The sequence below is a fragment of the Pseudoneobacillus rhizosphaerae genome, assembly GCF_917563885.1.
Taxonomy (GTDB): Bacteria; Bacillota; Bacilli; order Bacillales; family Cytobacillaceae; genus Pseudoneobacillus; species Pseudoneobacillus rhizosphaerae.
This window is the reverse complement of the sequence record NZ_CAKJTG010000009.1, coordinates 27,714-48,176: the sequence shown is the minus strand read 5'-3', so window position 1 is coordinate 48,176 and position 20,463 is coordinate 27,714. Positions and strand designations below refer to the sequence as shown.

Here is a 20,463-nt window from a genome sequence, read left to right as displayed (position 1 = left end):
TTCTCTCTGGTGCATCTATTTTTATGTTTGAAAATATGCCATTCCTATCAAATTTAACGAAGTATTAACAACTGTTACGTATCCTTTAGTCCCACTCAAATGGAGTTTGTTGATAGACATAGTAATTTAACCAATTGGAAAATAATAAATGGGCATGTGAACGCCAACGATTATTTGGCTTAAGTTGTGGATCATTATTAGGATAATAGTTTAATGGTACATGAACATCAATGCCTTTAGCTAGGTCCCTTTCATATTCTTGGGCAAGAGTATTCGTTTCATATTCTAAATGGCCAGTAATCATCAGCATTTTTCCATTCGTTGAAGTAATTAATAGTGGTCCAGCCTCTTCAGAGGAAGCTAGTAGTTTCAGATTCGGATGGTTTGAAATTTTTTCAACTGGAACGTCTGTATAGCGGGAAACTGGTGCATAAAAAGTATCATCAAAACCACGCAAAATGGGCTCAGTCCACTCATGCACATTATGAGAATATACCCCCGAACTTTTTTTGGAAAGCTCATATTTATTTATATCAAAATGATAGTAAAGAGCTGCTTGGGCACCCCAACAGATATGTAAGGTGGATGTGACATTATCTTTCGACCACTCCATAATTTCGATTAATTCTTGCCAATATTCAACCTCATTGAAGTGGAGATGTTCTATAGGAGCACCTGTGATAATTAATCCATCAAACCTCTTTGATTTTATGTCAGAAAATTGTTGATAGAATAATTCTAGATGAGTAGAGCTTGTATTTTTAGAAATATAAGAACTAGTTCTTAAAAAAGTAACATTAACTTGGAGAGGCGTATTTCCTAATAGTCTTAATAGTTGCACCTCAGTCTTTTCTTTTTCAGGCATTAAATTTAGAATAATAATATTTAATGGTCGAATATCTTGGCTATTTGCACGTTCTACGTCCATGATAAATATATTTTCTGATTCGAGAATCGTACGGGCAGGGAGTAACTTAGGGATGTTAATGGGCATATTATCTCCTCCTTTTCAAAAACTAAATGTTCAATTTTTTCAATTATATTCGATAATTCGAAACAATACATTAGGAATTCATAAATAGGGTGAAAATTACTCCCAAACCGATTGTGAAAGATGATACAATAGAAACGGTTGTACTAAATAGAAGAATGGTAGGGGATAAAATGGAGAAAACAAAGTATAAATCGGATATTGAAATCGCTCAGGAATCGACAATGAAACCTATTTTTGAAATCGCTTCCAAACTTGGCTTAAGCGAGGACGATCTTGAACTTTATGGTAAATACAAGGCGAAACTTTCTTCAGACGCACTTAAGAAAATTGCAACAAAACAAAGTGGTAAAGTAATTCTTGTTACGGCCATTAATCCAACTGCAGCTGGTGAAGGAAAATCTACTGTAACTGTTGGATTAGGTGATGCTTTTAACCGAATCGGGAAAAAAGCAATGATTGCGATGAGAGAACCATCTTTAGGCCCGACAATGGGAATAAAAGGCGGGGCAACTGGAGGAGGATACGCACAAGTTCTTCCTATGGAAGATATAAACCTTCATTTTACGGGGGATCTTCATGCCATTACCACAGCAAATAACGCGCTTGCAGCTTTTATTGACAACCATTTACAACAAGGAAATGAATTGCAAATTGATCAACGCCGAATTGTATGGAAACGTGCTTTAGACTTAAATGACCGTGCACTTAGGAAGGTAATCATTGGCTTAGGTGGTCCTGCACAAGGTGTTCCACGTGAAGATGGCTTTGATATTACCGTAGCATCGGAAATCATGGCAGTTTTATGTTTATCGACAGACTTACAAGACTTAAAAAATAGATTAGCGAGAATGGTTGTTGCTTATAACTATCAAAAGCAACCCGTTACAGTTGGGGATTTAAAGGTGGAAGGTGCTCTTACTTTACTTTTAAAGGATGCAGTAAAACCAAATCTTGTTCAAACAATTGAAGGTACACCTGCTCTAATTCATGGTGGTCCATTTGCCAATATCGCTCATGGGTGCAATAGTGCAATTGCTACCTTAACTGCCTCAAAACTAGCCGATTATGTTGTAACAGAGGCAGGATTTGGAGCTGATTTAGGAGCTGAAAAATTCTTACATATTAAAACAAGAAGTGCAGGATTCAAACCAGAAGCGGTTGTCATCGTTGCAACCATTCGTGCTCTTAAAATGCATGGCGGAATGCTGAAAACCGAGCTTGTAAATGAGAATGTTCAAGCTTTAATGGCTGGTTTCACTAATCTTAAAAAGCACATTGAAACAGTTCAAAGCTTTGGTTTACCAGCTGTTGTGGCAATTAACAAATTTGTTACCGATTCCGATGCAGAAGTGAAGGCACTTCTAGATTGGTGTTCGGAACAAAATATATCTGTAGCTCTAACAGAAGTATGGGAAAAAGGCGGAGAAGGCGGAATTCCACTTGCTGAGAAGGTTATAGAAGCCATTGAGAATCAAGATAATAAATTTGCACCATTATATGATTTGTCCGATTCGATAGCAGATAAAGTAAGAACTATTGTTCAAAAGGTTTATGGTGGTAAAGATGTTGAATTTTCATCAAAGGCTAAAAAGCAGTTAAAAGATTTTGATAGCTATGGTTGGTCTCATTTACCTGTATGTATGGCTAAAACTCAATATTCTCTTTCAGATGATCCAAGTAAGTTAGGAAGACCAACGGATTTTACTATTACCATTCGTGAGTTTAAGCCATCTATTGGTGCAGGGTTTATTGTTGCATTAACTGGGGATGTCATGACGATGCCAGGACTTCCGAAAAAGCCAGCTGCTTTGAACATGAATGTTGATGAAAAAGGAAATGCTGTTGGACTTTTCTAGACTATTGATTTACATTTTGAATGTAGCTTAATAGTAAGGAAGTGAACAGTTTGTTTGATCCGACCGCCTATGATAACATGAAAGTAGTCATTGATGGCTATTTTTATGATATGGATTTAGAAGGTAAGATAAGTATTATTGATCGAAATGATATCGTTAATCTTTCGAAGCTTTCACGAGAATATACGATTCAATTTCAATTAAGGGACACTCGCAAGGAATATCTTGCTACTTTATGTTTAAAGGCAGATCTTGAAAATTTAGCTGCGGAGCTCTTAAATTTAAAGTCGGTACCAAATAGAATCGGCAGCTTGGTTGAACTAGAATTTGTCGTCTATCACCCAAATGAACCAATCTATTTTAATAAGATTCATGATCAATTCAAGCAAATTTGGGGTGAAAAACGGACTATTCAGCAACAGGTACATTTTAATCCCTTCTCTAACAGTCATGCGATTGAAAATCGAGTTACGATTAATTTTAATCGAATCATCATTGAGGAGCAGATAGATGATTTGTTAGTTATCGGTAACTATATGATCGAAACATTAACCTGGTTAGAAAACGAAATTTACTAAAATCAAGCAGATCAAAGGTTAGTTCCTTTGGTCTGTTTTTATTGCTTTATATTATTCTATAATTCATAATATTAACTATATAAATAATAAATGAATATTATCCTATTGTTTAACTTAAAAGGGGGTTTCTAGTTGAAAAAAATAGCTTGGGTTACAGACAGCACAGCCTTCATAGACGAGGAACTTCATAGCCACCCAGATGTCTATGTCATTCCATTAACAATTGTTCTAGACGGCCAAGAATATCTAGACGGTATTGACTTAACACCACATGAGCTTTATTTACGCTTAAAAACTCTAACCAATCCTCCAAAAACGTCACAACCTGCCGTAGGAGAATTCGTTACTCTTTATGAGGATTTAGCGAAAAAGTATGACATGATTGTTTCAGTTTTATTATCCTCAAAATTAAGTGGAACTGTTTCTTCCAGCCAGCAGGCAGCTCAATTAGTAGATATACCGGTTGTAACAATTGATTCGAAAATTTTAACATATCCATTGTCTGCCCTAGTTAAAATGGGGTTACGTGAACTACAAGCAGATGGTGATGTTGAAAGCGTTATCAAATACTTGGAGGCGCAAACCGATAAAACGGAAACCTATGTTTTAATCGGAAGTTTGGAACAGTTACATCGTAGTGGTCGTATGAATGGAGTCCAATTTTTTCTCGGTAGTATGTTAAATGTTAAACCAATCATTTGTATAAAAGATGGAAAGCTTGAGACGAAGGAAAAGACAAGAAGCGAAAAGAAAGCGAAAGAGAAAATCACCGAATTATTAAGAAGTTCCAATGCGAAGTCTCCAATAAAAGAAGCTTATATTTTATATGGGTTAAATCCGGAAGAAGCGTTAAGATGGAAAAAAGACTTAGAGCAGAGCTTCCCCGAAATTGACTTTTTAACTTGTCCCCTTTGTGCCACTATCGGAGTACATGCTGGTGAAAATACTTTAGGAATCAGTTGGTATAACAACTAAAAAGTGCCCTTTGAGGTGCTTTTTTTATGTTTTGCCAACACATCCTATCAGATTGCAAAACATTTTCTTGCGCTTATGTTAAAATAAGGTTGGTTGAAGGTGAGGGATTTAATTGATAAATACATCATTCATTATAGAAACTACAGTAGAATTTGTAAGAAAACAAATGGGTGAAGACTCAACAGGTCATGATTGGTATCACGTTGACCGGGTTAGGAAAAATGCGTTGCTAATTGCTGAAAGAGAACGACAAGGGGACCTTTTCATTATTGAAATGGCTGCTCTTTTACATGATATTCCAGACGAAAAACTAAATAGTAGTGTACACGAAGGTCAGAATAAACTAAGTAATTTTATTGAGGGGATTCCACTCTCAGCTGACCAGGCTTTGAAAATAATTGAAGTAATTAATAGTATCTCTTTTCGCGGTGGTGAAAAAAAACCATTGTCTTCGATAGAAGCAAAAATTGTTCAGGATGCTGACCGTTTGGATGCATTAGGTGCAATTGGCATAGCTAGAACATTCGCATTTGGTGGCAAAAAGGGACAGCCCATTTACCATCCAGATCTAACTGTACGTGAGAAGATGACTATAGAAGAATATCGACAAGGAAAATCTTCAAGTATCCATCATTTTTATGAAAAGCTATTGTTATTAAAGGATTTGCTAAACACGGATACAGCTAAAATGATGGCCGAAGAAAGGCATCGTTATATGGAAGAATTTTTATTACAATTTTATCAAGAATGGAATGGTCAAGCTTGAAAATGATTTCGATTGAGAACGTTACGAAGACTTATGGAGAGAAAAAGCTGTTTAAGGAAATCTCTTTTACAATAAACGAAAAAGAGCGGGTTGGATTAATCGGGGTAAACGGTACAGGAAAGTCTTCACTGCTTAAAATTGTTGCAGGAATTGATTTTCCTGATTCAGGGGAAATTGTGGCAGGTAAAGACTACTCCATCTCCTATCTTTCACAGCAACCTGAGTTGAATGGTGAATTAACTGTCCTTGAGCAAGTGTTTAAAGGTGATTCTCCTATGTTTAAAATTCTACGGCAGTATGAACATGCACTAGAAGAATTAAATCGTGATTCAAGCAATGCACTACTTCAAGAAAAACTTTTCTCTCTTCAAAAAGACATGGATACATTTAATGCATGGGATGCTAGTGCTAATGCAAAATCAATATTGAATAAGCTCGGGATTGAAAATTATCAACTGAAAATTAGTGAGTTATCAGGTGGACAAAAAAAACGTGTAGCTCTTGCAGAAGTTTTAATCGATTCCCCTGATTTATTAATTTTAGATGAGCCTACAAACCATCTGGACTTTGATTCAGTTAAATGGTTAGAGGAATATTTAAGTCGGTATAATGGTTCAATCCTTTTAGTTACACATGATCGCTATTTTCTCGATCGTGTAACGAATCGAATATTTGAACTAGACAGTGGAAATTTGTATAGCTATAAAGGTAACTATGCTTCTTTCTTAGAATCAAAAGCAATTCGTGAAGAAAATGAAGCTGCTACCTTTGATAAATTGCGAAACCTTTACCGAAATGAGCTTGAATGGATGAGACGAGGGGCTAAAGCTCGAACAACGAAACAAAAAGCAAGAATTCAGAGGTTTGACACTTTAGATACCAAATTAGGTGAGCAAAAATCTACTGAAAAGCTAGATATCACACTAAATGGAAGTCGACTTGGCAAGCAAGTATTCGAACTAAAGAACATAAGCAAACATTTTGGGGAAAAGACTGTCTTAAAGGATTTTGATTATTTAATGAAGCCTGGTGACCGAATTGGAATTATTGGTCGAAATGGAGCGGGTAAATCTACGCTATTAAATTTGTTGGCAGGCAGGATTTCTCCTGATGAAGGTGAATTGATAATCGGACAAACAGTGAAAGTTGCTTATTACACACAAGAAAATGATGATATGGACGAAAATAAGCGGATGATTGAGTACCTGAATGAAACAGCTCAAATGGTCAATACATCTGATGGAAAATATATTACCGCCGCCCAAATGCTCGAGCGTTTTCTTTTTCCTACAAATTCACATGGAACTCCCATACGTAAGCTTTCTGGTGGAGAAAAGCGTCGACTATATTTATTGAAGAAATTAATGGAAGAACCAAATGTCCTTTTACTTGATGAGCCTACCAATGATTTAGACACACAAACATTAACCGTTTTGGAAGATTATTTAGACGAGTTTCCAGGTGTCGTTATTACAGTATCACATGATCGCTATTTCCTTGATAAGGTTGTCGATAACTTACTTGTATTTGAGGGTGAAGGAAAGATTACTTCCTTTTTCGGAAGCTATTCCGACTATTTAGAAAGTCAGCTATCTAAAAAAGAAGTGAAGCCAAAACAAGAGGCAATGAAGCAACAGCCTGAAAAGAAAAAGAAGAAAATGAGTTATAAGGAACAAAAAGAGTGGGAAGGAATCGATAGTAAAATTGCTTCAGTAGAGTTAGAAATTGAAAAGATTTCAGAAGAGTTATCTAAAGTTGGTAGTGATTTTGAAAAAGCACATAGCTTAGCAGAAAAGGAAACAAGCTTAAATGAGGAATTAGAGTTTTTAATAGAGCGTTGGTCCTTTTTATCTGATTTAGCTGAAGGAGAGTAGTTGCATGAAAATTATTTCCATTGAACCAACACCAAGCCCTAATACAATGAAGGTCATCCTTAATCAAGAATTACCGATGGGGAAAAGTAATAACTATAAAAAGGATCAGCATGAAGGTGCACCAGAAGTGATTAAAGCTATTTTAGCAATAGATGGAGTTAAAGGTGTTTACCATGTGGCAGATTTTTTAGCGGTTGAACGTAACGCAAGAATCGATTGGAAGGAAATTTTACCAAAAGTGAGATCTGCTTTTGGCGAAGAAACTTCACTAGAAAAAGCAGAAAACAAAAGTGTAAGCCAGCATTTTGGTGAAGTAAAAGCACAAGTACAAATGTTTAAAGGGATTCCGTTACAAATTAAACTGACGGAAGAGGATTCAGAACAACGATTTGGTCTACCTGATTTTTATAAGAATGCTGCAATGGAAGCCCAATTGCCTGGAGATAATTATATTCTCCTTCGGAAATGGGCAGATTTTGGAATTCGATATGGGAAGATGGAACAAATTGGTCAAGAAATTTTAGAAGAACTTTTGGCTGCCTACCCAGAGGAAAGAGTAAGAAGTTTACTAAACGAAGCACAAAACGGAAATATAGAACAAACAGAAAAGAAAGTTCGAACAAAGAAAAGAATATCTGTTGAAGATTTCATTAATCCGGATTGGCGTATACGCTATCAAATGCTTGAACAAATGGAAGACCCGACAGTCGAAGATTTACCATTGTTAGAAAAAGCTCTTAGCGATGAAAAGATGTCGATTCGTAGACTTGCAACTGTTTATTCTGGGATGGTAGAGGATAAGCAAATTTTGCCTCTTCTTTATAAGGCATTAAAGGATTCTTCAGTTGCTGTAAGAAGGACAGCTGGTGATTGTTTATCGGATTTGGGCTTCGAAGATGCAATCGATGAAATGTGTGCGGCATTGAAGGATTCCAGTAAGCTAGTCCGCTGGCGGGCAGCAATGTACTTATATGAGGTCGGTGACGAAACAGCACTTTCGGCATTAAAAACAGCAGAAAATGACCCCGAATTTGAAGTTAGCCTTCAGGTGAAAATGGCTATTGAACGAATTGAGGGCGGTGAAGAAGCAAAAGGCTCAGTTTGGAAACAAATGACTGAAGCGAGAAAGAATGACTAAATGAAGCGAATACAATAAGTTATTTTATTTTCAGTTTTAGAAAAGCTAAAAGCCAGCCTGAAACGCATTCATTGCATAAGATGGCATGAATATAGTATGCTAACCCTACAATTGTTTATATATGGAGGAATTTTATCATGTCTATGGCTTATGAAGATTATATGAGACAAATGGTTATACCCATGCGTCAAGAATTAACACAAGCAGGTTTTCAAGAATTAATCACAGCTGAAGCAGTTGAAGAATACATGAACAATACCGAAGGAACAACTTTAGTGGTTGTGAACTCCGTTTGTGGATGCGCAGCTGGATTAGCGCGACCTGCTGCAACTCAAGCAGTTTTAAGAAGTGAAAAAAGACCTGACAACTTAGTAACCGTATTTGCAGGTCAAGATAAAGAAGCGACAGCAAAAATGCGCGAATACTTTGGTGGAATTGAACCGTCTTCTCCTTCAATGGCTTTGTTAAAAGGGAAAGAAGTTGTTCACTTCATTCCAAGACATAACATTGAAAGCTATCCAATGGAAGCAATTATGGAGAACCTTTTAACCGCATTTGAAACAAAATTAGATTAAGGGTGCCATTATGGCATCCTTTTTCAATACACTTTATAGGGTGATGACGTAATGTTTATTACAACAGCTGGACGAACAAATGATGAACTGAAGGAACTAGCCAAAGAGATTGCTGCAGAGCTGCGTGTTAATTATATTGATAGAAAAAAGCGCTCAATATCTCAACTACAGCAGCTTCAGCATGACTCTTGTATCGTGGTCTATAAGGAGAGATTGGAATTGTTTCCACTTGGAGAAAGTGAACCGTTTTTTTTTCATCCAAGTTCTGCGATGTTTCGAATCAAGCGATTGTTACGTGGAGAACATGACCCTTTTGTTGAAGTATGTCAATTAACTAAGGGAATGAGTTTTTTGGATTGCACGTTAGGACTAGCATCAGATAGTATTGTTGCTAGTTACCAGGTAGGAGATAAAGGTAAGATCGTTGGTTTAGAGGCAGAAAAATATTTAAGTTATGTAGTTCAAAATGGATTAAAGAAATGGTCAACAGATATACATGAAATCAATGAGGCAATGAGAAGAATAGAAGTTTGTCATGCACATTGCTTTAGTTATTTAAAAATGTTGCCGAATGAAAGCTTTGATGTTGTTTACTTAGACCCCATGTTTGAAGAAACCATTACAGAATCTGTAAGTATACAGCCGTTAACTAAAATCGCTAACTATGAATTATTTCAACCCATTTGGATAGAGGAAGCGTTGCGAGTAGCAAAAAAAAGAGTGGTACTTAAGGACCATTATTTGAGCGATCGCTTTAATCAATTTGGTTTTAAAATCATACCTAGAAAAACCGCTAAATTTCATTTCGGGTATATAGATAAATAAATTGTTAAAATTTTATGAAACTTGATATAAAAACTAGCCTAATTTATTAAAAGTCCAGTATAATAGACTGTAAGAATCATTGGAAGGGTGAATTCAAATGCCAAAATGGCTGAGGAAAAGCCTTGTAGTGATGATTACGGTTTTATCATTTGGAATGGTAACTCCTTCTCAGGCTGCTTGGTTAGAAGAATTAGGACAGGATTCAGGCTTAAAACGGGACTTTGTAGAATCGAAACCACAAAATGATGATCATAATTTAAATAATATTGCTAATATTCCTACAAGAGAACAATTTATAGATGAAATCCTTGTACAAGCAGAGAGTTTTGCCTACCAAAAATTTGGGAGTAAAATTAAGCCTGTTATTGAAGATGAATTTAAAGAGGTCATTTTACCAGAAATTGAAAAGGTAATCGAAGAAGTAACACTTAAAATTCCTGAGCAAAATTTACAATACTTAAACATATCTGAATTTCCGAGTGGGGGAATATCAGAACGAATTTTTCACATTCAAAACGAATTAAATGGTGAGGATATTATTCGCTTCCACGTAAGAAGAGACAATCCTCCACAACAAGGTTATTGGTTTAATTTTCATTATCACACTTACTTAGATGGATTTCAAAACCATCATACAATTGGATCGATATATTGGAATAAAAATACCCCACCTAAATGGATGAGCTAAAACTCGGCAGACATGCCGGGTTTTTTTAGTAGTTATTTCCTCATTTTTGAAACCCCTTTTTCTCGTAGATTCATATGATATAATTCTTATAGAATAGTAAGCAACTAGAGGTATGGTCTCAGGGTAGGGAGTGAGATATGTGAAAAGATGGGCAATTGGTTTCAGTATTTTTATCCTTTCGTTGTCATTCTATAATATATCCCAAGCTTCTGTAGATGGTATGAAGCTTTCTGATTTCAATGATGATTCGATTCTTATCAAATCTTTATTAATTAATCCTAAAAAACAATTAAACGATATCATTTTATTTCCGGAAGATTCTTTCAATCAAAAGGAAGCAGCAAAAGTCGTGAGTCGATTGTCACTTCTACCCAATCAGCTGCTTGACGAGATAGAACAACAAGGTATTACAATTAAGCTATTTGAAGGTAAGTTAACAGATAATCCTACAGCAAGACATCTGAGCGGCGTGATTCCTAGGGGGTATCAATCCGAAACCACATGGGACGATGTTCCAGGAATTGGTGGAGGTAAGACTGTGCTTGTAAAGCTTGGGCATAGTGAAAAAGGTAAGGGTCATGGTTCTGTGAACTTAGAATTACACGAACTTGCCCATTCCATTGATCGATATATATTGAATGACCTGAAATATAATCGTTTGTTTTTGGATTCATGGGAAAAGGAAAGGTCGATCTTATTTCCAAACAATTCGTACCTATTATTGTTTCCTGAAGAATATTTTGCAGAAAGCTTTGCTATGTACTATCTATCGGAAGAAACGAAGACAATTTTATACCAAAGAGCCCCGCAAACATATGAATTTATTAGGAATATAAATGAAAAGAGCGAACCGAACCCTATTATTAATTTCTAATTGGGGTCGGTTCGCTCTTTTAATACCTTTAACTTGTGTGCCTCTAGTCTTAGTCCACTAACATAGTGATTCAAATACTTATGGCAGGTGTTTTGAACATTTCTTAAATCATATTTGAGAGCATTTACATAGTATTTTATGGGTAAAAACCTCTCGGGAAAATTATCTAAAAATTTCAGCCGAAAATGAGAAAAATATTATTGACAGTATATAAAAGTGCATGGTATTATAATTAATTTGACAATAATATTTTATTGTGATAATCTATATAAGTAAGCAAATTTGGAGGTGGATTACTTGTATCAAATTGGTGATAACATTGTTTATCCAATGCATGGGGCAGGAGTTATTGAGGCCATAGAAGAAAAAGAAATACAAGGACAAAAGCATCGATACTTTGTAATAAAAATGCCAAGCAGTAATATGCAAGTTATGATTCCTATAGATAAAGTATTAAAATCAGGTATACGTTCGGTTGCCGATTTACCCACTTTAAAAGCGGTTTTACTTATGTTTGATCAAGGTGAAGTAGACAAATCACTTTCTTGGAAACAACGTTACCAGATGAATATGGAGAAAATGAGAACGGGTAAAATCAAGGATGGCGCAGAAGTTATTCGTGATTTAACTAAGATCAATAAAGAAAAAACGCTAAATTCTAGTGAAAAACAAATGCTAGATAGTGCCAAGAAAATTTTTATCAGTGAGTTAGGGTTAATTAAACGCATGAATGAAAATCAATCCTTTGACCTATTAAATGATACGATTGAACGGTTTGAAATTTCTGGCTGATATATAAATATTTAACTAAAATAAATAATAAAAAAAGAAAATGGCCTAAAAGCTTTTTTTTTTTGCAAAAAAGTAATAAAGTTGAAATAAAATGACATAAAGAAAATAAGGATGTGGCCTGCTTGAAGCAATACTTGGATTTGTGTAAGTATGTTCTAGAGAATGGAACCATAAAAGAGGACAGAACTGGGACTGGAACGATTAGTACCTTCGGATATCAAATGCGCTTTGATTTATCAAAGGGATTACCTCTATTGACTACAAAAAAACTACATATAAAATCTATTATCCATGAACTTCTTTGGTTTTTAAATGGGGATACAAATATTAAATATTTACAAGAAAATGGAGTTCGAATATGGAATGAATGGGCAGACGAGGAAGGGAATCTTGGGCCAGTTTATGGACATCAGTGGCGGTCCTGGACAGGTGCTAATGGAGAGACTATTGACCAAATTGCTGTATTGATTGATCAAATAAAGACTAATCCTGATTCAAGAAGACTGCTAGTTAATGCTTGGAATGTAGGAGATATAGACAAAATGGCCTTACCACCATGCCATTGTCTGTTTCAGTTTTATATAGCGGATGGTAAATTGTCATGTCAATTATACCAAAGATCTGCAGATCTATTTCTTGGTGTACCATTTAATATTGCTTCATACGCTATTTTGACTTATATGATTGCTCATGTTTGTGATTTGGAGCCTGGTGAATTTATCCATACTTTTGGTGATGTACATATTTATAAAAATCATTTAGATCAAGTGAAGCTTCAAATGGAAAGAGATGTACGTCCAATACCGAAATTAGTAATCAATCCAGATGCCAAAGATATTTTCAATTTTAAATTCGAAGATTTTTCGCTTGAAAACTATGACCCACACCCTCATATAAAAGGAGTGGTAAGTGTATGATTTCTTTCATTTGGGCAATGGATGAAAATCGGGTAATTGGTAAAAATAATCAACTGCCTTGGCGTTTACCAGAGGATTTAAAGTTTTTCAAAAGAGTAACTATGGGGCATCCTGTAGCGATGGGGAGAAAAACTCATGAATCGATTGGACGCACTCTCCCTGGACGCGAAAATATTGTTATTACTAAAAATCGGGATTTTATTTGTGAAGGCTGCACGGTTATTTATTCGATTGAGGAGTTTATTGCCTATTGCCGGGAAAAAAATGAAGAAGTTTTTGTTATTGGTGGGGCAGAAATTTTTCGTGAATTATTACCGATTGTAGATCGATTATATTTAACGATGATATATGAGAAATTTGATGGGGATACCTATTTTCCGGAATTTTCACTAAAGGATTTTGAACTTGTCTTACAAGAACCTGGAATTCGTGATGAAAAAAATCCATACGAATATGAATTTTTCATATATCAACGACGTTAAGTTCTAAAAATATCAGGTGTATTAGAAAACGTCTGGGAAAGATCCCAGACGTAATTTCTATGAAGCGTTTTCATATTCCGATAGCTGTGAAATCATTGCCTTAAATTCTTGAGGATCACAAAAATCATCTTCCTGGAAATGGGCTTTTACCCAAGCAATCAATTCAAATGGACTATTAAAAAATTCCCCACTTGTATCACTTTTTCTAATCATGTATCGTCCATTATCCTCATCAATTGTTACTTCTACTGGCAAGGCACCATCAAAACTACATAATGAAAATTCCATCTTTTCACCCCTCAAGAACTTTTTTAGTAGTATATGTTGCTTGATATTATTTTAGCAAGGAAAACCCCCATAAAGAAGTTTATTTTTTAAAAATTCAAAAAATAAATAATACTTAAGAATTATTATTATTACATAAGTTGGAAATAATAGTAGAAGTGCTACAATTCATTTATTCAGCCAAAAAAATAAAATCATTAGACAAAAAAACTTGAATATATGTTAGAATAGATGGGCTGTAGATATACTAATGAGTAGTAAACGGTCATAAAGGTTTAATAATATATGTGAAATTCTTATGAACTTTTGCATAGCTCTACCCAAATGGTGCCTTAAAGTACTATAATCATAGTAGTTTGAACTATTCATTTTAAGGGGATGTTTAATTATGTTGTCAAATATCGGTGTTCCTGGATTAATATTAATTTTAGTTTTAGCTTTAATTATCTTTGGACCTAAGAAGCTTCCTGAAATTGGTAGAGCATTTGGTCAAACACTTCGTGAATTCAAAAAATCTACACGTGAGTTAACAAGTGATGTAATGGAAGAGTTCGAAGAAGAAAAGAAAAATGTTACAAAATAAGTGTAAGAGATTTTATCTTACACTTTTTTTTTCAAAAAATGCGCTCATGGGTTGGTAGGGGAAATCTATGGAAGATAAAGAGTTAAATTTAGTTGATCATTTAGATGAGTTACGAAAGCGATTAATCATTTCAGCAGTAGCTTTTGTAGCTTTTTTTATCGTAGGATTTATGTACGTTGAAGAAATATATGCATGGTTTGTCCGGGACTTAGATGTTAAATTAATCGTATTAGGGCCAAGTGATATTGTTTGGATCTATTTTATGATAGCCACATTAATTGCCATTGCTGGAACAATTCCGATTATTGCCTTACAAATATGGTTATTTGTTAAGCCAGCACTTAAACCAATCGAAAGAAAAATTTCGTTATCCTATGTCCCGGCCTTATTTATATTATTTATTGTAGGATTAGCATTCGGATATTTTGTTATTTTCCCAACAGTATTGAATTTTCTCGTTGAACTTAGTGGTGATATGCTCGTCACAAACTTTACAGCTGATAAATATTTCCGTTTTATCATGAATATGACGTTACCATTCGGTGTTTTATTCGAGCTACCAGTTGTTGTAATGTTCCTAACATCTTTAGGCGTGATTAATCCATACGTGTTGACAAAAATCCGAAAATACGCATACTTTGTTCTTATTGTTATTTCAGTTGTTATATCTCCACCAGATTTCATGTCAGACGTGTTGGTTACAATTCCACTATTAGTCTTATACGAAATCAGTATCAATTTGTCCAAAATCGTGTATCGTCGTAAGTTGAAAAAAGAGAAAGAATGGGAAGAAAATCTCGAGCGGGTTTAACCATTACACCATTATAGATATAGAATTTGATAATCCCACTTTTCAGTTTGAAAGGTGGGATTATTTTTTATATTAAAAGTCATAAATAATTTTTATAACATCGCATAATCAGACACATTTCGAGTTAGTTATAGGGTATAATATAATCAAACGGGTGAAAAAGAGGATTGATAATTTGTTGTTCAAAAGCCTAGAGTTCAAAAATGTTGTTGGACAGAAGGTAAAAGTCATTGATATTCCTGTATTGGAGGAAGATAACCGCTATTGTTTTATGATCCAAGTCCGTTTGCAAACATTTATTACTGCGCTTTACAAGGAGAAGAAAGCAAAAAAATGCTATTCCTTTAGAGATTATTTAAAGCGTACACTAAAATGGCCAGATTATGAAGAATTGTTTAAAATTGGAGAATTAAAGAATAATGCATGATTTATTTTGAGAATCGGTATTCCGGTTCTCTTTTTATTTTGATAAAGACCGTAAATTTTCCTTGTGAAAAGTAAAAAGGTATAATATAAAAAGGTATCATTAGTTCTATATAAGGAAGTGTGAAAATGAATAAAATCAAAATTATTACTGATTCAACTGCAGATTTAAGGGATGAACAAATAAAGAAATATAGTATAGAAGTCGTACCTTTAACGATTACGATTGATGACAAATCATATACAGATAGAGTGGATATCTCACCTGTTGAATTTTTGGAGAAAATGGGACAATCGAAAGAACTGCCTAAAACCTCTCAACCTTCAACGGGTACCTTTTTGGAACTGTATGACCGTTATGCTGATGAAGGTTATGATATCATTTCTATTCATATGACTGGAGGAATGAGCGGGACTGTTCGTTCAGCAGAAAGTGCTGCTCAAATGACAAAAGGAAATGTGACTGTCATTGATTCAAGATACATATCTAAGGCTCTTTCCTTTCAAGTATTAGAGGCTGCAGATTTAGTTTCTAAAGGTAAAACACTTCAAGAAATTGTAAAGCATCTTGAGAAAGTAAGAGAGCAAACAAGACTCTTTTTAATGGTAGATACTCTGGAAAATTTGGTTAAAGGCGGACGAATTGGCAAAGGGAGAGCCTTTTTAGGTTCCTTGCTAAACATCAAACCCATTGCATCGCTTGAAGGTGGGGAATATACACCTGCTTCAAAGGCCAGAAGTTATTCCCAAGTGATAAAATACTTAGTAAAGCAATTTTCCGAGGATGTAAAAGGGAAAAATGTTAAACGTATTGGTATTGTCCATTCTGAAGCTAAAGATCTCGTATCCCAGTTGTTGAATGCGATTAATGGAACAACGGATTTTCAAAATATAGAAATTGACTATACTACTCCTGTAATAGCTACCCATACTGGTAAAGGTACAATCGCCTTGATGTATTATTTTGACTAACCAAAAACCTAAGCGTCTTGCTTAGGTTTTTTTTCCTAAATTTGTCTGAAATATGAAAATAAAAAAGGATTAATAAGAACTACGTCGAATTTCCTATTTTAGTAGACAGAAAAAGTTTACGAAAAACTCCTTATAGTAACCAGGAAGGGAAATTTTGAATGAAGGTTAAAGGTACTTTCAGAAACTTATCATTATATAAAAAGATTTTGTTCTTTTCATTTACTATGACTTTTTTAGTAGTCGTTTCTACTGCTGGGATAAGTTTTATTTACCAATCGAATCAATTAAAAGAACAATTAACGGAAAGAGTAGTCGGCGTTGCAGATTTATGGAGTGCGACAATATCGCAAGATGATGTTATGACTTCTAAAAGGCAAAAAAGCACTGACCATCCTGCTGTACAACGAATTAACAGGATTGTATCAATGATTAATGAGAGAAACTCGAATTACATAGATGGCTACATTTTTGATGCAAAGGTTTATCAACAAAATAAACTATATTTTTTATCTGTTTCAAAGACTAGTGAAAAAATGGGCTTGAAAAATTTCACCTATTATCACGCCAAGAAAGAATACCTAGATGGATTCAAAAAGACAATTAACGAAAAAAAAGTGAACTTTAGTAAAATTCATCGAGACAAATTTGGTCTTTGGATAACCGCATTTGCCCCTATTTTGGATAGAGAGGGGCATGTAATTGCTGTATTAGGAGTTGACGTGGACGCTTCTGTCATTGAAGTAAACCAAAAAAGGATAGCTCTATACTTATTTGGGTCATTTCTGTTTATCACTCTTCTCGTCTTTGTTTCATTAAGATGGGGATTAAAAAAAGTCACAGAACCTATTAATGAGATAATTTCGGGAATCAACCAAGTTAGTGCTGGTAATTTTGATGTTAAACTTCAAATTCATGATAAATCTGATTTAGGAAGACTTAGTGAAAAATTTAACCAAATGACCATTCAACTGTCAGTATTATTTGAGCAACTTTCTGAGACTTATAAAGAACTTGGACACCACAAAAAAGATACTGGTCTAATGTATAGGTTTGAGGATGCCATAGATGAAATGGAACAAATAATTGAGAAAACAAAACTCCAAAAAGAATTGCAACGAGCGGAGAAGATGAATGCAATTGGACAGCTTGCAGCTTCGGTTGCTCATGAAATCAGAAATCCAATGACAGTCGTAAAAGGTTTCTTGCAAATTTTTTTAGGGAAACAACATATGTCTGGAGAAGAGCAAAGCTATATTCAATTAATGATAGACGAAATGAATCGAGCGGAAGTTATTATTAATGATTATTTATCATTAGCAAAGCCTGACTTTAATCAAGAAACAGAATTAATTGATGCAAACGAGCTTATCTTAAAGGTTATGGATTTAATGAATTCGTATGCTATGCTTTCTAAAAACATTCAACTGGAGTGTAGTTTACCTATTGATATTTTGATTAAGGGAAATCAAAGTGAGCTCAAACAAGTGTTAATCAATATATTGAAAAATGGAATTGAAGCAATGAAAGATGGCGGTCAATTGAGTATTAGTACTAGAGTAATAAACCAATTTGGAGTTATTGAAATACGTGACACAGGGATCGGAATGACCGAGGAAGAGCTTTCTCGACTCGGCACAGCTTTTTACTCTCTAAAAGAAAAAGGTACAGGTATTGGTCTAATGGTTTGTTATCAAATTATTGAACGGATGAAAGGGAGAATTGAAGTGGAAAGTCAACAGGGAAGTGGCACCACCTTTAAAATTTATTTACCTTTATATGAAAAAAAATAAATGAATGAATCTTAATTTAAATGCTCAAAGCACCTTTCTTTTCTAATGTATTAAGTTTTGTTAAAATAATTTTAGGGAGTCTTTAAGTAAAGAAAAGATGATTATTATGAAATGAAGGTGTATGTAGTGAAATTGAAATGGACAGCTATGTTGTTAGTATTAATTTTATTCTTAACAGCATGTGGAAAAAATGAGATTCAGAATGCAGTTAATTGGCCAGTTGAAGATTTTAATTATACAAATCAAAACGGGGATTCTTTTGGTTTAAAAGATTTAAAAGGTAAGGTTTGGGTAGCTGATTTTATCTTTACAAACTGTGAGGATGTATGTTTACCAATGACCTATAATATGGAAAAATTACAGCAAATGACTAAAAAAGAAGGAATAGAGAATATTCAATTCGTATCTTTTAGTGTTGACCCGAATGTAGATACTCCAGATGTGCTAAAGAAGTATGGAGAGAACTTTAATGCTGATTTTGCAAATTGGAGTTTTCTTACTGGTTATAAAGATGAAGAAATTGCAAAGCTTGCAATGGAAAGCTTTAAGACATTAGTGATAAAACCACAGGAGGGTAACCAAGTAGGTCATGGAACTGATTTCTATTTAGTTGGCCCTGAAGGAAATATTTTAAAGGCTTATACAGGTTTAAATGATATACCGTTTGAAGAAATCGTCAAAGATATTAAAACCTTACAAGATTGATTGTAAGGTTTTTTCTTTCTTTCTTTTTACTTTGTAGACTTAGAACTTAAGAATTAGGTTTGATAGCCTTAATTGGTGATATAATATCTATAGAAAATCTTAAATGGGGTGAAGCATTTGAAAAGAGCTTTCATCTTCTCCTTTGTATCTATATTCATTCTTTCCTCATGTACTTTAGGAATGGGGACTTCTGTCAAAGGAGAATTCCATGCAAATAAAAATGTTACGTTTCTAACTAAAGAACAAATACCTCAAGGTTTTTTTCCTATGAATTATAGAATAATGTCTATAGGAGATTCCTTAACAAAAGGGGTAGGAGACAGTACGATGAGGGGTGGATATATCCCCAATCTTAAAAAGAAACTTCAAGGAGAAAAAGGGATTAACAACATTGAGTTTTTAAATTATGGAGTAAAAGGAAATAAAACTCAGGACTTACTCAAAAGGTTAGAAACGAATGAAGTACAGAATGCTATTAAGGGTTCAGACATCGTGATTTTAACGATTGGTGGAAATGATATTATGAAAGTAGTTAGAGATAATATCTCGCACTTAGAGAAAAATGACTTTCATTCTGCCAAAGTCCAATATGAAAAAAACCTATACAGAATAATTGATAGTATTAGAATAGTACATCCGCGTATACCCATCATTCTAATCAGCCTTTACAATCCTTTTTATACTTGGTTTGCAGATGTGAAGGAAATTGATGAAATTTTAATAGAATGGAATACGATTGGTCAAAAGGTAATTGATAACTATAAGGGTACTTATTTTGTTCATATTGAAGATATTTTTAAAAATGCGCATGTACTACATAGTGATTACTTTCATCCTAATAATAAAGGGTATAACTTGATAGCCAATCGTGTATTTGAGGAATTAACAGAAAATGTATTGAAAAAATATCCAACAAAACATTATTCTGTTAATAACAGGGAGAACTAATTATGCAGGTGAAAAATTGGAAAAAAGCGTTTTTTATTTTGTTGGCCGTAAACCTCGGTATTTTGATATTTCTTTTCGTCTCCATTTCCATACCGATTAAAGATAAAATGATTAAACAAGAAGAAAATCCACTTCAAGGTTATGTGCCATTTCTAATTCATACGCAAAAGGACAATCTAAATAGATTGATCAATCACTATATTGAAAAGGAAGCAACTGCTGGCCCAATTAATTACCAAGTGGTTTTGAAAGATGAAGTAGAACTTTATGGTACGATGCCAATCTTTTCTGAAGAAATTCAAATGAAATTAACATTTGAACCAGAGGCTTTAAATAATGGAGATTTAATATTAAAGCAAAAATCTATGGTTATTGGAAAAATGCAATTGCCTGTCACATATGTATTAAAGTTTATAGCGGATCGATATCACCTGCCAAAAGGTGTTACCATTCAACCAAATGATAAGCTCGTATACATTTCGATGCAAAAGCTTAAATTAAAAAGCGACTTTAAGGTTAGAGTAAAGGAATTTGACTTGAAAAGCGATGATATTTCTTTTCAATTATATGTACCTACTAAGTAAGATGACCTCCAAACGAGTCACCTTAAAA

23 protein-coding genes are annotated in these 20,463 nt (G+C 34.3%); 21 read left to right on the top strand and 2 right to left on the bottom strand.

Annotated features, from left to right (window positions below; genetic code table 11):
- Window positions 1-85: 85 nt before the first annotated feature.
- Window positions 86-994 (bottom strand): homoserine O-acetyltransferase MetA, encoded by a 909-nt coding sequence (gene metA, locus LRP83_RS09460; protein ID WP_230496452.1) that lies wholly within the window; start codon window positions 992-994, stop codon window positions 86-88.
- Between the two features lie 170 nt (window positions 995-1,164).
- Between metA and LRP83_RS09455 the strand changes: the two genes are divergently transcribed.
- The 13 genes from LRP83_RS09455 (at window position 1,165) to LRP83_RS09395 (ending at window position 13,334) form a co-directional block, all read left to right on the top strand.
- Window positions 1,165-2,850: a formate--tetrahydrofolate ligase gene (locus LRP83_RS09455; RefSeq protein ID WP_230496625.1), complete on the top strand. Its 1,686-nt coding sequence runs from the start codon at window positions 1,165-1,167 to the stop codon at window positions 2,848-2,850.
- 50 nt (window positions 2,851-2,900) lie between these two features.
- A complete protein-coding gene (locus LRP83_RS09450; protein ID WP_230496451.1) occupies window positions 2,901-3,428 on the top strand; it encodes a hypothetical protein in 528 nt (175 codons plus the stop codon).
- Window positions 3,429-3,560: 132 nt separating this feature from the next.
- The gene (locus LRP83_RS09445; protein ID WP_230496450.1) at window positions 3,561-4,403 is read left to right on the top strand and encodes a DegV family protein; all 843 of its coding nucleotides are present in this window, start codon (window positions 3,561-3,563) and stop codon (window positions 4,401-4,403) included.
- A gap of 166 nt (window positions 4,404-4,569) precedes the next feature.
- Complete coding sequence (locus tag LRP83_RS09440) at window positions 4,570-5,169, top strand: HD domain-containing protein (protein ID WP_230496624.1); 600 nt, start codon at window positions 4,570-4,572, stop codon at window positions 5,167-5,169.
- Complete coding sequence (locus LRP83_RS09435; RefSeq protein ID WP_230496623.1) at window positions 5,166-7,043, top strand: ABC-F family ATP-binding cassette domain-containing protein; 1,878 nt, start codon at window positions 5,166-5,168, stop codon at window positions 7,041-7,043. The genes LRP83_RS09440 and LRP83_RS09435 overlap by 4 nt, the downstream gene beginning before the upstream one ends.
- A 4-nt stretch (window positions 7,044-7,047) precedes the next feature.
- Window positions 7,048-8,181 carry a conserved virulence factor C family protein gene (locus LRP83_RS09430; protein WP_230496449.1) on the top strand — a complete coding sequence of 378 codons (1,134 nt, stop codon included), beginning with the start codon at window positions 7,048-7,050 and terminating at the stop codon, window positions 8,179-8,181.
- Between the two features lie 137 nt (window positions 8,182-8,318).
- The gene (locus LRP83_RS09425) at window positions 8,319-8,756 is read left to right on the top strand and encodes a BrxA/BrxB family bacilliredoxin (RefSeq protein WP_230496448.1); all 438 of its coding nucleotides are present in this window, start codon (window positions 8,319-8,321) and stop codon (window positions 8,754-8,756) included.
- A 51-nt stretch (window positions 8,757-8,807) separates the two neighbouring features.
- The gene (locus LRP83_RS09420; RefSeq protein WP_230496447.1) at window positions 8,808-9,581 is read left to right on the top strand and encodes a class I SAM-dependent methyltransferase; all 774 of its coding nucleotides are present in this window, start codon (window positions 8,808-8,810) and stop codon (window positions 9,579-9,581) included.
- A gap of 97 nt (window positions 9,582-9,678) precedes the next feature.
- Window positions 9,679-10,269 carry a YpjP family protein gene (locus LRP83_RS09415; protein WP_230496446.1) on the top strand — a complete coding sequence of 197 codons (591 nt, stop codon included), beginning with the start codon at window positions 9,679-9,681 and terminating at the stop codon, window positions 10,267-10,269.
- 139 nt (window positions 10,270-10,408) lie between these two features.
- Window positions 10,409-11,143, top strand: a complete 735-nt coding sequence (locus tag LRP83_RS09410) for an anthrax toxin lethal factor-related metalloendopeptidase (RefSeq protein ID WP_230496445.1) — start codon at window positions 10,409-10,411, stop codon at window positions 11,141-11,143.
- A 282-nt stretch (window positions 11,144-11,425) separates the two neighbouring features.
- Window positions 11,426-11,935: a CarD family transcriptional regulator gene (locus LRP83_RS09405; RefSeq protein WP_230496444.1), complete on the top strand. Its 510-nt coding sequence runs from the start codon at window positions 11,426-11,428 to the stop codon at window positions 11,933-11,935.
- A 113-nt stretch (window positions 11,936-12,048) separates the two neighbouring features.
- The gene (locus tag LRP83_RS09400) at window positions 12,049-12,852 is read left to right on the top strand and encodes a thymidylate synthase (RefSeq protein WP_230496443.1); all 804 of its coding nucleotides are present in this window, start codon (window positions 12,049-12,051) and stop codon (window positions 12,850-12,852) included.
- Entirely contained in the window at window positions 12,849-13,334 is a 486-nt protein-coding gene (locus LRP83_RS09395; protein ID WP_230496442.1) for a dihydrofolate reductase, read from the top strand. The genes LRP83_RS09400 and LRP83_RS09395 overlap by 4 nt, the downstream gene beginning before the upstream one ends.
- Before the next feature lie 57 nt (window positions 13,335-13,391).
- Here the strand turns inward: LRP83_RS09395 and LRP83_RS09390 are convergent, their stop codons facing one another.
- On the bottom strand, window positions 13,392-13,622 hold the full coding sequence (locus LRP83_RS09390; protein WP_230496441.1) for a hypothetical protein: 231 nt from the start codon (window positions 13,620-13,622) through the stop codon (window positions 13,392-13,394).
- Window positions 13,623-14,007: 385 nt separating this feature from the next.
- On the opposite strand from LRP83_RS09390, the gene LRP83_RS09385 reads away from it, so the two are divergent.
- The 8 genes from LRP83_RS09385 (at window position 14,008) to LRP83_RS09350 (ending at window position 20,435) form a co-directional block, all read left to right on the top strand.
- Window positions 14,008-14,202, top strand: coding sequence for a twin-arginine translocase TatA/TatE family subunit (locus LRP83_RS09385; protein WP_230496440.1), 195 nt, complete (start codon window positions 14,008-14,010; stop codon window positions 14,200-14,202).
- Between the two features lie 67 nt (window positions 14,203-14,269).
- Entirely contained in the window at window positions 14,270-15,013 is a 744-nt protein-coding gene (gene tatC, locus LRP83_RS09380; protein WP_230496439.1) for a twin-arginine translocase subunit TatC, read from the top strand.
- Between the two features lie 175 nt (window positions 15,014-15,188).
- Complete coding sequence (locus LRP83_RS09375) at window positions 15,189-15,440, top strand: DUF2535 family protein (RefSeq protein WP_230496438.1); 252 nt, start codon at window positions 15,189-15,191, stop codon at window positions 15,438-15,440.
- A 125-nt stretch (window positions 15,441-15,565) separates the two neighbouring features.
- Window positions 15,566-16,408, top strand: coding sequence for a DegV family protein (locus LRP83_RS09370; RefSeq protein ID WP_230496437.1), 843 nt, complete (start codon window positions 15,566-15,568; stop codon window positions 16,406-16,408).
- 224 nt (window positions 16,409-16,632) lie between these two features.
- Window positions 16,633-18,198 (top strand): ATP-binding protein, encoded by a 1,566-nt coding sequence (locus LRP83_RS09365; protein WP_230496436.1) that lies wholly within the window; start codon window positions 16,633-16,635, stop codon window positions 18,196-18,198.
- A 147-nt stretch (window positions 18,199-18,345) separates the two neighbouring features.
- Window positions 18,346-18,903: an SCO family protein gene (locus tag LRP83_RS09360; RefSeq protein ID WP_435531343.1), complete on the top strand. Its 558-nt coding sequence runs from the start codon at window positions 18,346-18,348 to the stop codon at window positions 18,901-18,903.
- Between the two features lie 267 nt (window positions 18,904-19,170).
- Entirely contained in the window at window positions 19,171-19,851 is a 681-nt protein-coding gene (locus LRP83_RS09355; RefSeq protein ID WP_230496434.1) for an SGNH/GDSL hydrolase family protein, read from the top strand.
- Between the two features lie 2 nt (window positions 19,852-19,853).
- Window positions 19,854-20,435 carry a YpmS family protein gene (locus LRP83_RS09350; RefSeq protein ID WP_230496433.1) on the top strand — a complete coding sequence of 194 codons (582 nt, stop codon included), beginning with the start codon at window positions 19,854-19,856 and terminating at the stop codon, window positions 20,433-20,435.
- Window positions 20,436-20,463: the final 28 nt, after the last annotated feature.

Bases quoted from the DNA above. Each gene is read 5' to 3' on its own strand.
- metA (WP_230496452.1), bottom strand. From the start codon at position 994: ATGCCCATTAACATCCCTAAGTTACTCCCTGCCCGTACGATTCTCGAA.
- LRP83_RS09455 (WP_230496625.1), top strand. From the start codon at position 1,165: ATGGAGAAAACAAAGTATAAATCGGATATTGAAATCGCTCAGGAATCG.
- LRP83_RS09440 (WP_230496624.1), top strand. From the start codon at position 4,570: ATGGGTGAAGACTCAACAGGTCATGATTGGTATCACGTTGACCGGGTT.
- LRP83_RS09430 (WP_230496449.1), top strand. From the start codon at position 7,048: ATGAAAATTATTTCCATTGAACCAACACCAAGCCCTAATACAATGAAG.
- LRP83_RS09425 (WP_230496448.1), top strand. From the start codon at position 8,319: ATGTCTATGGCTTATGAAGATTATATGAGACAAATGGTTATACCCATG.
- LRP83_RS09420 (WP_230496447.1), top strand. From the start codon at position 8,808: ATGTTTATTACAACAGCTGGACGAACAAATGATGAACTGAAGGAACTA.
- LRP83_RS09415 (WP_230496446.1), top strand. From the start codon at position 9,679: ATGCCAAAATGGCTGAGGAAAAGCCTTGTAGTGATGATTACGGTTTTA.
- LRP83_RS09395 (WP_230496442.1), top strand. From the start codon at position 12,849: ATGATTTCTTTCATTTGGGCAATGGATGAAAATCGGGTAATTGGTAAA.
- LRP83_RS09390 (WP_230496441.1), bottom strand. From the start codon at position 13,622: ATGGAATTTTCATTATGTAGTTTTGATGGTGCCTTGCCAGTAGAAGTA.
- LRP83_RS09385 (WP_230496440.1), top strand. From the start codon at position 14,008: ATGTTGTCAAATATCGGTGTTCCTGGATTAATATTAATTTTAGTTTTA.
- tatC (WP_230496439.1), top strand. From the start codon at position 14,270: ATGGAAGATAAAGAGTTAAATTTAGTTGATCATTTAGATGAGTTACGA.
- LRP83_RS09370 (WP_230496437.1), top strand. From the start codon at position 15,566: ATGAATAAAATCAAAATTATTACTGATTCAACTGCAGATTTAAGGGAT.
- LRP83_RS09365 (WP_230496436.1), top strand. From the start codon at position 16,633: ATGACTTTTTTAGTAGTCGTTTCTACTGCTGGGATAAGTTTTATTTAC.
- LRP83_RS09360 (WP_435531343.1), top strand. From the start codon at position 18,346: ATGTTGTTAGTATTAATTTTATTCTTAACAGCATGTGGAAAAAATGAG.
- LRP83_RS09355 (WP_230496434.1), top strand. From the start codon at position 19,171: ATGAATTATAGAATAATGTCTATAGGAGATTCCTTAACAAAAGGGGTA.
- LRP83_RS09350 (WP_230496433.1), top strand. From the start codon at position 19,854: ATGCAGGTGAAAAATTGGAAAAAAGCGTTTTTTATTTTGTTGGCCGTA.